The organism is Arcicella lustrica, from assembly GCF_034930985.1.
GTDB classification, from domain to species: Bacteria; Bacteroidota; Bacteroidia; order Cytophagales; family Spirosomataceae; genus Arcicella; species Arcicella lustrica.
The window spans coordinates 283,920-298,082 of the sequence record NZ_JAYGIM010000006.1 but is presented as its reverse complement, the minus strand read 5'-3'; the positions used below and the strand labels follow the sequence as shown (position 1 = coordinate 298,082).

General features: G+C 34.5%; 11 protein-coding genes. 6 read left to right on the top strand and 5 right to left on the bottom strand.

Annotation, left to right across the window (positions count from 1 at the left end):
* Positions 1–166 precede the first annotated feature (166 nt).
* Both VB798_RS09010 and VB798_RS09005 read left to right on the top strand, forming a co-directional pair.
* A complete protein-coding gene (locus VB798_RS09010; RefSeq protein WP_323258096.1) occupies positions 167–1,717 on the top strand; it encodes a sodium:solute symporter in 1,551 nt (516 codons plus the stop codon).
* A gap of 157 nt (positions 1,718–1,874) precedes the next feature.
* The gene (locus tag VB798_RS09005; protein ID WP_323258095.1) at positions 1,875–2,813 is read left to right on the top strand and encodes a dihydrodipicolinate synthase family protein; all 939 of its coding nucleotides are present in this window, start codon (positions 1,875–1,877) and stop codon (positions 2,811–2,813) included.
* A gap of 27 nt (positions 2,814–2,840) precedes the next feature.
* Here the strand turns inward: VB798_RS09005 and VB798_RS09000 are convergent, their stop codons facing one another.
* The 4 genes from VB798_RS09000 to VB798_RS08985 all read right to left on the bottom strand — a co-directional run bounded on the left by VB798_RS09000 (position 2,841) and on the right by VB798_RS08985 (position 7,576).
* Positions 2,841–3,326: a Fur family transcriptional regulator gene (locus VB798_RS09000; RefSeq protein ID WP_323258094.1), complete on the bottom strand. Its 486-nt coding sequence runs from the start codon at positions 3,324–3,326 to the stop codon at positions 2,841–2,843.
* Between the two features lie 216 nt (positions 3,327–3,542).
* Positions 3,543–3,935, bottom strand: coding sequence for a hypothetical protein (locus tag VB798_RS08995; protein WP_323258092.1), 393 nt, complete (start codon positions 3,933–3,935; stop codon positions 3,543–3,545).
* Positions 3,936–3,948: 13 nt separating this feature from the next.
* Positions 3,949–5,256, bottom strand: coding sequence for a Kelch repeat-containing protein (locus tag VB798_RS08990; RefSeq protein WP_323258090.1), 1,308 nt, complete (start codon positions 5,254–5,256; stop codon positions 3,949–3,951).
* Between the two features lie 7 nt (positions 5,257–5,263).
* Positions 5,264–7,576 carry a TonB-dependent receptor gene (locus VB798_RS08985; RefSeq protein ID WP_323258088.1) on the bottom strand — a complete coding sequence of 771 codons (2,313 nt, stop codon included), beginning with the start codon at positions 7,574–7,576 and terminating at the stop codon, positions 5,264–5,266.
* 87 nt (positions 7,577–7,663) lie between these two features.
* Between VB798_RS08985 and VB798_RS08980 the strand changes: the two genes are divergently transcribed.
* From VB798_RS08980 to VB798_RS08970, 3 genes are read left to right on the top strand one after another with little or no spacing between them, the layout of a single operon-like run.
* Complete coding sequence (locus VB798_RS08980) at positions 7,664–7,975, top strand: hypothetical protein (protein ID WP_323258087.1); 312 nt, start codon at positions 7,664–7,666, stop codon at positions 7,973–7,975.
* Entirely contained in the window at positions 7,965–8,246 is a 282-nt protein-coding gene (locus tag VB798_RS08975; RefSeq protein ID WP_323258086.1) for a hypothetical protein, read from the top strand. The genes VB798_RS08980 and VB798_RS08975 overlap by 11 nt, the downstream gene beginning before the upstream one ends.
* A gap of 1 nt (position 8,247) precedes the next feature.
* Positions 8,248–9,912 carry a PepSY-associated TM helix domain-containing protein gene (locus VB798_RS08970; protein ID WP_323258085.1) on the top strand — a complete coding sequence of 555 codons (1,665 nt, stop codon included), beginning with the start codon at positions 8,248–8,250 and terminating at the stop codon, positions 9,910–9,912.
* A gap of 10 nt (positions 9,913–9,922) precedes the next feature.
* On the opposite strand, the gene VB798_RS08965 is transcribed toward VB798_RS08970, so the two are convergent.
* Positions 9,923–10,798, bottom strand: coding sequence for an AraC family transcriptional regulator (locus VB798_RS08965; RefSeq protein WP_323258083.1), 876 nt, complete (start codon positions 10,796–10,798; stop codon positions 9,923–9,925).
* 134 nt (positions 10,799–10,932) lie between these two features.
* Here VB798_RS08965 and VB798_RS08960 point away from each other — a divergent pair, with 134 nt between their 5' ends.
* Positions 10,933–14,160 carry a DUF1553 domain-containing protein gene (locus VB798_RS08960; protein WP_323258081.1) on the top strand — a complete coding sequence of 1,076 codons (3,228 nt, stop codon included), beginning with the start codon at positions 10,933–10,935 and terminating at the stop codon, positions 14,158–14,160.
* Positions 14,161–14,163 lie beyond the last annotated feature (3 nt).

Here is a 14,163-nt window from a genome sequence, read left to right as displayed (position 1 = left end):
TTGCTGGTTTGTCTAAAATATCAGCAAAAATTTTCAGAAGAAGATAATATCGTATAATACAAAAGAAAAATCCTATAAATAACCAGAGAAATACTACTGTATATTTGTCCTGTAGAATATAGAACAAAATACAGTTTTATAATCATACAATCCTGATTTAGCATACATGAAAAACCTTCCATTTTTTGATTTAGCCATCATTATTATCTACTTAATAGGGATGGTTTTGGTAGGGTTTTATTTTTCGAGAAAGAATAAAAACGCTGAGCAATTTACAACAGCCTCTGGTAAAATTCCGGGTTGGGCAATCGGAGCATCTATCTATGCTACTTTCTTGAGTAGCAATACATTTTTAGGTGTACCGGGCAAAGCATTTGGGACAAATTGGAATGCTTTTGTATTCAGTTTATCGATGCCTTTGGCTGCTTGGGTTGCATCGAAATATTTTGTGCCTTTTTATCGAAATACGGGAGAAGTATCCGCTTATACGCACCTCGAACATCGATTTGGTGCTTGGGCTAGAACTTATGCCGTTGTTTGTTTTTTATTGACACAATTGGCTAGAATGGGTTCCATATTTTTTGGAATAGCCCTTAGTTTACAAGCACTTACGGGTTATTCGATGGAATTAATCATGTTGGTGATGGGTGTTTGTATCATTATTTATACTGTTTTAGGTGGAATTGAAGCCGTTATCTGGACAGAAGTAGTTCAGGCAGTGATAAAAACCTTTGGAGCTGTCTTGATTTTGTATCTGATTATCAGTGAAATGCAAGGTGGAGTAGATAAAATTATTGATATTGGTGTAGCAAATAATAAGTTTAGTTTAGGCAGTTTTTCTCCCGATTTTGTGGATTCATCGTTTTGGGTGGTTTTGTTGTATGGTTTTTTTATCAACCTCAATAATTTTGGGATGGATCAAAACTATATCCAACGTTATCATACCACATCATCAGTAAAAGAAGCGGCAAAATCACTATGGCTTTGTGTGTGGTTATATGTGCCAGCGTCTTTAATTTTCTTTGTAATAGGCGCATGTTTATTTGCCTATTATCAGGTAAATCCAGAACTGATTGAAGCAGTAAAACATCAGGTTGCACTTGAGCGATTACCCAACGCATCGCCAGCAGAAATTCAGGCGATGATGGCAACTTTACAACCAGCAGATTATGGTGATAAAGTAATGCCACATTTTATGGTAACGAAAATCCCAGCCGGATTAATGGGCTTAATTATTTCCGCAATTTTATCAGCGGCAATGAGTACCATTAGTTCAGGGATGAATTCATCGGCAACGGTTTTTTCTGTAGATATTTATCAACGATACATCAGTAAAGATAATAGTGAAAAGAAGCAAATGAATTTACTCCATATCGCTACGGTTGTCTTTGGTTTGTTGGGAATGGGAACAGGAATTGCGATGATTGGCGTAAAAAGTATTTTGGATGTTTGGTGGCAATTATCAGGAATTTTTGCGGCTGGAATGCTAGGTTTATTTTTATTAGGAATTATAAGTCGCCAAAGTAAAAATCACGAAGCATTGATTGCTACGATAATTGGAATTTTAGTAATTATCTGGATGACTTTCTCTCCGAGTATTCCAGAAGAGTATGCTTTTTTGAGAAATACACTGCATAAAAACATGATTATTGTAATAGGAACACTGAGCATTTTTCTGACGGGAATCCTTATTACGAAGTTTAAAAAACGAGCATAATAAAGAAATAACAATATTTAATCATTAAAATTTTTGGTGTAAACGTTAATGTTTTCACCCTGAATGTCTGTACCCTTTTGGGTTCGAATGAATGAGTCGTACTCGCTTGTTAGCATTTGAATTTAATAGAGGTAACAGCTTATCTAATTTAATTACGATGGAAAAATCGAAAAAAGGTTTTATCCCAGTCATGCTTACGCCTTTTAATGACAACGGATACATTGATTTTGACGCTTTAACAAAACTCACAGAAATCTATTTAGAAGCTGGAGCGAGCGGTTTGTTTGCTAATTGCTTGTCTAGTGAAATGTTTGAGCTTTCAGATCAAGAAAGAATAGCATCAATAATGCACGTTATCAAAGTTGTAAACGGAGCTGTTCCCGTTGTAGCAACTGGTACTTTTGGCGGAGCAATTGAAAAACAAGCAGATTTTGTAAAGAGAGTAAACGATACTGGAACAGAAGCTGTAATCCTGATAACCAGTTTGTTAGCAGATGAAAATGAAGCCGATGAAGTATTTAATGAAAGAGTTTTTTCTTTATTAGATAAAACAGAAAAAATTCCAGTGGGCTTTTATGAATGCCCTGTTCCTTATAAAAGAGTACTAGCACCAACACAATTAAAAGGTTTTGTAGAAACGGGAAGAGTAATTTATCATAAAGATACTTGTTTGGATATTGAACAAGTAAAAGAGAAAATTAAGCTTACAGAAGGATATAAATTTGGTTTGTATGATGCTTACATGGCTCATGCCGTGGATTCGCTGAAAGCAGGTTCGGCTGGACTTTCGTGTATTCAGGGGAATTATTTTCCTGAATTGATTGTATGGCTTTGCGATAATTATGAGGACGATTCTCAGCAAAGTGAAGTAGCAAAAGTACAACAATTTTTGATTGATAACATGGATGTAATGCACAACGTATATCCAATAGTTTCAAAATATTTCTTACAAAAAAGAGGTTTAGATATTTCAACTTTTACTCGAAGAAAAGTGGGAAATTTTACGGATTCTATCACCAAAGAAATCGAAACACTTTATAATGATTATGGGCTTTTGCAGGATGAATTAGACTTGAAAATGGCACTGAATTACTAAAAACACAAAATTTTGACCAAATTATGTTTAGATATTTTGGTCTTTGAGATTCATCTTCATTCTTTCACTACAGTCAGCTTGTTTACATTTGCTGTAAAAAGTGAGAGAATGATGAAGAATTTCACAATTAAAAAACTCACCAACCATATTTTGTATGTTCTGAATTCTAGGGTCGCAAAATTCTGTAACTTTCTGACAATCAGTACAAACGATATGGTCATGCTGGCGCCTTCCGTAAGCTTTCTCGTATCTTGAAGAAATTTTATTCCCAAATTGATGCTTAATAATTAATGCTGCTTCAACCAGCAGTTCTAAAGTATTATAAACTGTTGCTCGGCTAACATGATAATTTAGCTGTTTTAGAGCTAGATACAATTCATCCGCTTCAAAATGGTCATTTCTTTCATAAATATGCTCTAGGATTGTTAATCGCTCATGCGTTTTACGGTATCCTTTTGTATCAAGAAATTCCTGAAAAGATTTTTTAACTGTATTGATATTTGATAATGCCATGCACTATTAATGTGATATGGTTTATAGATTGTTTCCCTAAATTTTTGAACGGTGTAAAATAAATTTAACACAAGCACACAAATCATTGATTGCGTACTTGTGTTAAATCCTTCATACTCTAATCATTGTGTGAAATTAGACTAAATCTAAATAAAAAACAACAAGATTGCACTGAAATTATTTTTTAATCGACCTAGCATGAAATTAAAGCTGATTTTACTCTTTTATCCATCGCCAACTTGCTAGATTCAATAACAAACTGCTGATAAAAACAAAACTCAGCAAATTCAATTGAGATAAATCCAGTTTTGGACTCATGAATTCTTCTACTAAATGAGCCAAGTTTGCCAAACTAAAAAGAATAGAAAGATAAAAATTGATTTGACGGATGAGTGGTTTTTCGATAAAAAGTATGAAAGTAACCAACATCATCGGTAAAATTTCAAAGACAAACCTGATAATGGCGGCACTTGTGGGAACAACACCATTGGCATTTGGTCTTTTAATATCAACGCCATAAAAAAGTTCACTAACGTGATAATTGAAATGGAGAATCATACACACCACGAATAATATCCAAAGTGTTACTATCTTTTGTGAATTGTTCATCTGTGAAAAAGGTTTATTTGCTTAGTTTAATGAAATGATTTGTCATTCCTCCTTTAGCGATATTAGTACTTTTTGTTGCTTTTCCCGTAGCTGGGTCGTACACATAAAAGCCATTTAAACCCAAGCTTGTATTATTTACATTGAAGTATAATTTACCGTCGTACTTATATGAAAAAGGATAGGCATAAGCGGCAGTTAAAGGAATATCTTGAATAATACTAGCTGTTTTTGCATTCAAATCCAACTTTACCCAACGTTGGTCTGGGTCATTAAATACGCTATTCGATAATTCTTGATACTCCACGGCTGTAATTGTTCCGTTCGCCAATTTTCCTACTAATTCTAATACTCTTGCAGAGTTTGATTGTCCAGATACTGCGGCAAAAGCAATTCCATTTTCATGATAAATTGTACCCATTGCTAATTGTACCAAAAGTGAGTTTAGCCCAATCGCATCAACAGGATTGAATTTATAAGTAGCGTCAAATTCAGTACTGTTTGCTGGGATTTTCAGAATTTGCGGACGAGAACGTTTGGCTGCATTAATACCAAGTTGATTATCGAGTCCGTAAGAACCTTGTGTTAAAATATAAATATTTCCAGTTTCATCCACCATACTATTTTCTAAACCTCTTGATACTGGATACATTGCTTGTTCTATCATCAAAGTTTTTTCCCATTGCTTTGTCGTCAAATTGATTACTTCAACATAAATATCCTGAGCATCATAAAAAGAACCTGTTTTAGAATTGTCAGTATAAAGTGGAAGAAACAACTTATTATCTTGCTTTCTATAGATAATGGTATTGTAATTATTTCGTTCGTTTGCTGGGAAATCTTTCGCTTTCGACATATCAATATCTCCCAACTTTTCCATCGTTGTCGGATTAAATAAATGTACAGAATGGTTTACGCCCGTAGTATAAACGCCAAGATTTTCATTAATGATTTCAACATCCCAAACATAACTTAGCAGAGGGATTGAAGCAACTTCGGTCAATAAACCTGTCGCTTTTGAAACGGCAATTTTAGAAAGCGTTTGTTCTGCTTTAAGCGATTGCCCAAACATAAAATTCTTCCAGGTAGCTCTTGGGTAAAAATATTCATAAGATGATTTGGTCGTCAAATCGAGATTTTCGCCTGGAATACTGTTATAATAGCCAACATAATAAGCGTTACTGGCGGTAGATTGCGACAATGAACTGACAACATAGCCTTCTTCCATATAAAGTGATGTGGATTCCGTTACAGGCTCGTCTTTTTTACAAGCACTTATTGAAAACAGAAGGGCAGCGAAAAGAAATAATTGTGTTTTTTTCATGGGTTTATTAAAAATTATTGATTTCATAAATGATTTTTCCGTTGAAATTGATGCCTGCTTTAGGCACTAAAAAGTTATCATAGAGTTCTGCATTCAATAGGTTTTGAACATTGAATGAAAGGGTTAAATTTTGTTTACTTAGTTTGTACGAACAACCTAAATCAACACGGTGCTGAACAGGCACATAGGCATCTGGTGTGGTTGATGGAGAATTGTTTGCGGCTACCAAAATGTGATTAAATGCTCCGATATAATTATAAAAAGTATAGAATCGTACTTGGTTTTTTTGTTTCAAAAAATTATTTTTTTGCCAAGATAATTCTACGTTGCCAAAGGTTGTTGGGTAATTTGGGAAAGCCGTTCCTATCAAATAACTATTGCGTGAATCCAAAACAGCCGTAAAGGTTTTACTGAGTAAAGTAAGGTTTGCCTTGAGGTTAATTGCTTTTTTGTACCAAAGTGAAACATCGCCTTCACCACCTAAAGTTCGTACTTGGTCGGCATTTTCATATCTTCTGAAAACGGAACTTCCTAAGTAAATGATATTATATTGTTGACGATAAAATCCACTTAATGAAGTACTTAAGCGAATATTTTCTCCAATCTGATGGTTTGATGAAAGTCCAATATTTAGGTTGTCACTACTTTCTGGCGAAAGGTCTGTATTTCTAAGAATATCGCCACCATTTCCCACAAATTGATAGAAAAGAGGAATTAAAAAACCTTTTTCAAAAGAGGCTCTCAAGAAAGTATTTTCATTGAAGCTATACTTTAAACCCGCATTCCAACCCCAAAAATTTCCATTCTTTTTTACCAATAAAAAAGTATTGTTTTCGGCACCATCCAGTTTATAATCATATTTTTTTACCGCTCCAGATAAAGTGATTTTTTCACCCAAAAGTCCTTCATATTGCAAGCCGCCAATGTTTTTGGTAAGATACTGAGGAATGGTTAGGTAATCTATTTCACCTTCTTCATTCAAGTAGTCTGTTCCTGTTAACTTTTGTTTTGCATAAAGGTTAGACAGTAATAATTTATGTTTTTCATTGATTCTGTATTCAATGCTAGTTCTGTTAGTGATTCCTTCATTGTAATTAATGCTATTTCCCAAGCTATATTCGCCCGCTTGGTTCTTTCCAATGATGCTACCGCTCCAGCTATATACGTTTGTTGTGGTATCAACAAATCGTAAAGATTGCTTCGTGAAATTACCAAGAGTACGTAACCAAACTTTTTCGTTCAAGAATGATTTTTCATACTTCAATACTGCCGATAAATTCTTGCCAGTATATTTTGCTTCACCAATGGCAGTATTCGCAATTCTGGCACCATTTTGCATTTCTTTATCTCCACCAGAAAGATTTAACGAAAGTCTCAATTCATCCGCCCAAGCTTTGCTATGTGTCCCCAAAGTAAGGCTTCCGTACAAAAAGCTATAAGTATCATGAAAACGTTTTACTTGTTCATACTTGTTGGTTTCATAGACCAAAGCCCTCATTTTGTAACTATTGTCTGAATAATTATAGCCCAATGAAGCATTCAAGAAATAATTGTTTTTGTTGGCTAAACCAAGATTTACGTCACTCAGATGAGTGTTGAAGGAAGCAATATTATAAGAAGCCTTCAACGTATTATAGGCTTTTTGTTCAGTGATAATATTGATTCCGCCGCCCATTGCATCAGAACCAACATCAACAGGTAAAACGCCTTTATAGACATCCACACGCTTGATATTGCCCAGCGGTAAGTTTGAAATATCGAAGGATGGATACATAAATTCCATCGGAATACCATCAATGTAAACCCTAATGGCATTACCTCTTAAACCGTTGATTGAAATATCAGAAGCTTCACCTAGTGAACTTGAACGACGAATTCGCACGCCAGAAATTTTATCAAGTACGTCTGTTAAAAGTACAGTCTGATTAATCACATCTTTGATTTCAATGCTTTTAATGGATAGCGCTTTTGTTTCTTGAACTTTTGTTTGTGCTGTTGCTTTTACGACGACTTCATTTAATTCTTTGGTGGAAGATGCTAATTGAATGTCAATTTTTTGAGAAGAATTACTTACAATGACTTTTTGCTCGATACTCTGAAAGCCCACTGCACTGAAAAGTAAAATCTGTTCGCCCAAAGGTAATTTGGATAATTTAAAATAGCCATCCGCATTTGTGATAGTTGCATTTTTTGAATGTTTCAAGGATACAGTAACGAATGGTAATACATGTCCTTCTGTATCTTTTACTACTCCTTCAACTACACTTTGTTGTGCATATAGCTGAAAGGTCATTAACGTAAAGAGGAAAATTAGTCTCATTTTTTGGATTAGGATTATTGTGCAACAAAATTAGAATATTATTTGGAAATAGTCTAAATAAAAATAATATTTGCAAAAAATATTTTTATGATAGCTATATACTTTAACCTAATGGGTATTTTATTGTACTATTCTGAGACCAAATACTTTCCGAAGAATATACAAATCCCAAATTTATCTTACCAAAAACCTATCAGTTTATTGATTTGTATCATTGGACTTGTCATTTTCATTGACCAATGGGGCTGGACAATGGGTTTGTTAATGAGTTTGAGCAGTCTTGTTTTATCGGCATCTGTTTGTCAATTATTTACTGTTTTGGGGAAGCAATGGTTCATCGCTTTCTTGGTGTTTATTCATAGTTTACTCATCCTAAACCTCTTTAACTATGCCAGCTAAAAAAGAATATTTATCGACTTCGGGACAAAGATTTTTGAAAGTATCAGCAGGAATTTTAGGAGGATTATTCCTTTCAGTTGCTATTCATTTATTAATTGGTTCGCTTTTAAAAAGTGAAGTAGTCGTCATGCTTACTTCAACATTCACCGCTTTTCTATTGTGGGCAGCACTGCTTGCCATTGCTTTTTTAGCTAAAAACGGCTGGAAAATTTGGGGAATTTACCTAGCAGGAATTCTAATTTGTTCATCAATTATTTACTTAATTCGCTAAAATGAAGTTAAAAGGACTATCAAATCGAGCATTTAATATTTTTTTTCATACACATACTGTCGCTGGAATTGTGATAAGCTTTGCCTTGTACATCATTTTTTTTGCGGGAGCATTCACTATTTTCAGAAGTGAATTTTATCAATGGGAAAACCCTGAAGCAAGAATTATTCTGAAAGAAAACCAGCTTGATTATGAACAAATAATCCAAAAAGTTCAGCAAGAATACAAAGATGCAGATACTGAAAAAAATCTAATTATTAGGTCTGGAACAGCCAAAGAACCGCTCACTACCATTTGGGTTCCAATGAAAGAAGTTGTTGAAAAAGCAACCAAAAACAAGAAAGTAAGTCCAAAATCAAGAGCCGAGTTGATAGAATTGTCGTATCATCCCATCAATAAAACCTTAAAAGTATCCGAAGGAAAATTCCAAAAAGAGGGAACAACAACCATTGGCGAAACCTTATTTCGTTTGCATTATTTTAGCCAGATTCCATTAATTGGCTCGTATTTATCTGGTTTGGTGGCTTTTTTCTTTTTATTTGCGAGTATTACAGGGGTGTTGATTCATTGGAGAAATATCATTACAAAATTTTATGGCTTTTCAATAAAAGGTACTTGGAAACAAATCTGGACGAACGCCCATACCGTTTTCGGACTTATCGGATTACCTTTCCAGATGATGTACGCCGTTACGGGGGCATTCTATTGTTTGTCAATTTTACTGCTAGCTCCCGCCACTTTAGTTTTTTTCAATGGTGACCAGAAAGCCGCACTCGCCGCATTCAGACCTGATAGAGTAATTGAAGTAAATGAAAAATCGCCAGTCAGTTCAACCCTAAAACCAATCAATACAGTAATTGGTGAAATCAAAAAAAGAAATCCTGAACTGGAAATTAGCAATGTAACCATCAAACATTTGGGTAGAGAAGACGCTGTGCTGACGGCTCAGGTAAAAGACGAATCCATCTTCAACGGTTACGGAGTAATTGGAATTACCTTAAAAGATGGAAAACGAATTGTTGAAATGTTACCCAAAGAAAAAACATATATTCAAGCTGTTTTAGGAGCAATCGGAACAATACATTTTGCAGAATTTGGTGGAATTTCCTTAAAAATCATGTTCTTTCTTTTAGCATTAATCACTTGTTTTATCATCATCAGTGGCGTACTAATTTGGAAAGAAGCCCGAAACAAAAAAGAATATACCGAGAAACAAAAGAAATTCCATCACCGAATTACGATGTGGTATTTGGCCATTTGTTTTGGTTTGTTTCCAGCCACAGCTATTTTATTTATGGCTGAAAGATTTATTCCTATAACTTTATCAAACCATAGTTTTTGGGTAAATACCAGCTTTTTTAGTTCATGGCTTTTGTTGATGATTTTGGGTTTATTTTGGAAAAATGAATCTCTTCTGACGAAAAGATTTTTATACATCAATGGCTTTTTATCTTTGATTGTGCCAATTTCAAATGGAATTTCAACAGGAGATTGGTTTTGGAAAATGCTTGTTAATCAACAATTCTATGTGGCTGCTGTTGATATTTTTTGGTTGTTAACAGCTTTGATAAGTATTGTTTTAGCAAGCACTATTCTGAATAAATCTGATGAAACGAAGAAAATGAAAACGGTATCAATGATAAAAAATAATGAACAACTAGCTTAAAATGAGTGATTTACACCACACGATTATTCTTTTTATATTCACTCGGTGTTTGTTGCGTTACTTGTTTGAAACTTCTTGAAAAATAAGATAAACTCTCAAAACCTGTCTTGCTGGCGATTTCCAAAAGTGGTAAATCAGAAGTAATCATTAGTAATTGTGCTCTTTCAATGCGTTTAAATTGTATGTAACTCAGCGGTCTTTCTCCTGTATTTTCATGGAAAATTCTAGAAAAATAATCTGGACTTAAATTTGCTCTGTCAGCCAAATGTTCAACGGTAAGGTTGTCTTCAAGATGAGTCTGAATGTAATTAATAGTTTCTAAAATTTTGGATGGAATAACAGTTTTCTCTTCAGAATCAAAATACTCTCTTGCCAAAAATCGAGAGAGTAATTGCATAATAATTCCTTGGGTTTCCATCAATGCTGAGGCATCTAAAGCATCATTTTTCTCTTTAAATTCTTGAAGAATTGGATACTTTTCATAGACTTTTGGGTCGTTAGATTGCGTCAACCCTCTTCCTTTATTCAGGCTCAAAAGTCTTTTAAAATGTGTAAAATCTTGGGCTTCAGCTGGTACTTTAATGATTTTTCGATGATTCGAAAATAAGGCATTTCCATCAATAGATTCTTCAATAAATTGTATGTAATACTGGCTTAAAAAGTGATTACACTGATAATTGCAAATGGTAAAGCTTGGCACCAAGTATAAAAAATTAGGTGCTAAAGTTTGACTTTCTTGTGCATTAAAAAGTAAACCTTCGCCTTCATCTATCAAATACATTCTGTAAAATGGACTAATTACATGTTTGAAATTCCAAGTTTTGTTCAACTTTACGTAATCAGTATTTAAGAGGGAAAAAGTATTTTTTAATGATTTCCTGAGCATTTTTTTATTTTATCAGCTTAAAATCTTTTTGTAAAAATATTCATAAAAGTCGGATTTGTGAAAATATTTGTCAGTTTTGTATAATATTAATAATATATTGTATTATAGATTTGTAATATTCTTTGCTCAATTTTATGATAATAAACCGACTGTTATTGATATTAATTTTCTTGGCAAGTTTTACTTTACTTTCCTGTTCGCCGAAAGTACCTGAAGAGGTTGAAATCGCCATGAAAGAAATCCCAGATGAATTGGATTATAATATTCATGTAAAACCCATTCTTTCAGATAAGTGTTTTGCTTGTCATGGGCCTGATAAGGCTAAACAAAAAGCAGGGTTAAGATTAGATTTAGCCGAATTTGCGTATAGAGATTTACCAGAAAATCCGAACAAAGTTGCTATTGATCCAGGCAATTTGGCAGATAGTGAATTCTTCCACCGAATCATTTCCGACGACCCAAATTATGTAATGCCTACTCCTGAATCGCATTTAAGTTTAAGTGCCAAAGAAAAGGCGATTTTAATTCGATGGATTAAAAAAGGTGCTGAGTATAAACCTCATTGGGCTTTTGTAAAGCCAGAAATGCCAGATGTTCCTGAAGTAGAAAATGAAGAATTGGTTAACAATCCGATTGATAATTTTATTCAGGAGAAATTGAGTCAAGAAAAATTAGTCCCTTCAAAAGAAGCTCCCAAAGAAATTTTATTGCGTCGATTATCGCTTGATTTAACAGGATTACCGCCAACAGTTCATGAAATAGACGCTTTTTTAAAAGATAATACTCCAGACGCTTACGAAAAACAAGTAAACAGATTGCTGAATTCGCCACATTATGGCGAAAAAATGGCTGTAGATTGGCTAGATTTAGCTCGTTTTGCAGATTCACACGGTTATACTGTGGATAGATTGAGAGATATGTCGCCCTACCGTGATTTTGTAATTAATGCTTTCAATAAAAATTTGCCTTACGACAAATTTGTTCATTGGCAACTGGCTGGTGATTTGATGCCGAAACCTACGAAAGAAATGATGATAGCTACAGCATTTAACCGAAATCATCAGCAAAATATGGAAGGTGGAATTGTGGAAGAAGAATTCCAAACCGAGTATGTAATAGATAGAACCAATACTTTTGGCGATGCTTTCTTAGGGCTTTCTGTTGGCTGTGCCAAATGCCACGACCATAAATATGACCCTATTTCACAGAAAAATTATTATCAATTATTCAGCTTTTTTAACAATGTAAAGGAAGCTGGACAAATTTCTTGGGATGACGCTTTGCCTACACCAACGATGATGTTGCCAAGCAAGGAACAAGAACAAATACTTCATTTTATCAATACCAAAATTGCCCAACAAGAAAAAGTAATTGCCCAAACAGTTACTCAAGAAAATTCTAATTTTCAGCAATGGCTCACCAATAAAGGCTATCAAAATCTTGCGAAAGAAAGTATTCCAAAGGCTGGTTTACAGGCATTTTTTACTTTTGACGACAGTTCTTTGAAAAATTCAGTCAATCCAAAACAAGTAGGTGTGATGAAAAGAGAATCGGGACAATTGGGCGATAAACCTGTTTTTGAAAACACTGCGAGCGGAAAATCAATGCTGATGAATGGAGATGTTTTTCTAGATTTAAACCAAGTGGGTGTTTTCAGAAAATCTCAAGCTTTTTCAGTTGGTATTTGGGTAAATATTCCAAAAGATTTGAAAGAAGGAGTAATCCTACACAAAAGCCAAGCAGAGCGATTGTATAATTTTAGAGGCTATCATTTGTACTTGAAAAACAATCGTTTAGAAATCAATATGGCACACACAGCTCCATCAAATGCCATCACAAAAATTTCAAAACAGCCAGTTATTCGTAATCAATGGATTCAATTGACGATTACTTATGATGGTTCGTCAAAAGCAAATGGTTTTAGGTTGTATCAAAATGGAGATGAAATGGCGATGGAAACCACAACAGACCAATTGACCAAAGATATTTTGTTTGGATTTGATGTACAACCGGGTTTGCAAATTGGCGCTTGGTGGCGTGGTTTTGGTTTTAAAAATGGGAAAGTAGATGACATTTCGGTCTATAACCGAGTACTAAGTCCTTATGAATTAAAGATACTTGCCCAAAAGGCTAATTGGTCAAGTTTGGCAAATAAAAATAGCAATCAACTTTCGGTACAAGAAGTATCAGATTTAAAGCAATATTACTTATCAGCAGTTTCTCCAGCTTTACAAAATTCAAGAAAAGTATTAACACAATTGCGGACTACCTTAGCAGATTCAACAGAAAAAATTGATGAATTGATGGTGATGCAAGAAATGCCAAAACCTAAAAAAGCACATATTTTACTTCGTGGGAATTATGATGCTTTTGGGGAAGAAGTATTTCCGAATACGCCAGAATCCATTTTAAGTTATCCTGAAAATTTACCTAAAAATCGTTTTGGCTTAGCACAATGGCTTACGCATGAAGACCATCCGCTGACGGCAAGAGTAGCTGTAAATCGTTTTTGGCAAAATTTCTTTGGTGTTGGTTTAGTAAAAACAACGGAAGATTTTGGAAACCAAGGAGAAATGCCAACGCATCCAAAATTGTTAGATTGGTTGGCAATTACTTTCAGAGAATCGGGTTGGGATGTTAAAAAGCTCAATAAATTGATTTTAATGTCGGCTACTTACAGACAAGATTCCCGTGCGACGAAAGAAGCGAGGGAAAAAGACCCTGAAAATCGCTTATTGGCGCATGGCCCAGTCAACAGAATGACGGCAGAAATGATTCGAGATAATGCACTCATGGCAAGCGGATTGTTGAATCCTAGCATTGGTGGGAAAAGTGTAAAACCTTATCAGCCAGAAGGACTTTGGGAAATTAATAACACTACTTATAAAGCAGATTCAGGGAAGTCAGTCTATCGTAGAAGTTTATACGTTGTTGTAAAAAGAGCCGTTCCGAATCCTACTTTAGCAACTTTTGATGCTACTTCAAGAAGCTTTTGTGTAGTGAGGCGACAAAAAACAAATACGCCTTTGCAAGCTTTAGTAACATTAAACGACCCAACTTTTGTGGAAGCAAGTAGAGTAATGGGCGAGCAAATGGCAAGAATTCCAGATGTTAGAAAAGCAATTATTGATACTTATAGAAAGCTAACGGGAAGAATACCACAAAATAAAGAAGTAACATTATTGGTACAACTTCAACAAATATCGTTGGCAAAATTTAAGCAACATCCACAAAAAGCAAAAGGTATTTTGAAGGCTGGGCAATATCAGGTAGATAAAAAAATAGATACTTCATTGATTGCAGCCAATGCCGTGGTGGCGAATACAATTTTAAATTCTGATGCTACTTTAACCAAAAGATAGAAA

Excerpts from the sequence above, each read along its gene's own strand:
- VB798_RS09010 (WP_323258096.1), top strand. The coding sequence starts at position 167 with ATGAAAAACCTTCCATTTTTTGATTTAGCCATCATTATTATCTACTTA.
- VB798_RS09005 (WP_323258095.1), top strand. The coding sequence starts at position 1,875 with ATGGAAAAATCGAAAAAAGGTTTTATCCCAGTCATGCTTACGCCTTTT.
- VB798_RS09000 (WP_323258094.1), bottom strand. The coding sequence starts at position 3,326 with ATGGCATTATCAAATATCAATACAGTTAAAAAATCTTTTCAGGAATTT.
- VB798_RS08995 (WP_323258092.1), bottom strand. The coding sequence starts at position 3,935 with ATGAACAATTCACAAAAGATAGTAACACTTTGGATATTATTCGTGGTG.
- VB798_RS08990 (WP_323258090.1), bottom strand. The coding sequence starts at position 5,256 with ATGAAAAAAACACAATTATTTCTTTTCGCTGCCCTTCTGTTTTCAATA.
- VB798_RS08985 (WP_323258088.1), bottom strand. The coding sequence starts at position 7,576 with ATGAGACTAATTTTCCTCTTTACGTTAATGACCTTTCAGCTATATGCA.
- VB798_RS08980 (WP_323258087.1), top strand. The coding sequence starts at position 7,664 with ATGATAGCTATATACTTTAACCTAATGGGTATTTTATTGTACTATTCT.
- VB798_RS08975 (WP_323258086.1), top strand. The coding sequence starts at position 7,965 with ATGCCAGCTAAAAAAGAATATTTATCGACTTCGGGACAAAGATTTTTG.
- VB798_RS08970 (WP_323258085.1), top strand. The coding sequence starts at position 8,248 with ATGAAGTTAAAAGGACTATCAAATCGAGCATTTAATATTTTTTTTCAT.
- VB798_RS08965 (WP_323258083.1), bottom strand. The coding sequence starts at position 10,798 with ATGCTCAGGAAATCATTAAAAAATACTTTTTCCCTCTTAAATACTGAT.
- VB798_RS08960 (WP_323258081.1), top strand. The coding sequence starts at position 10,933 with ATGATAATAAACCGACTGTTATTGATATTAATTTTCTTGGCAAGTTTT.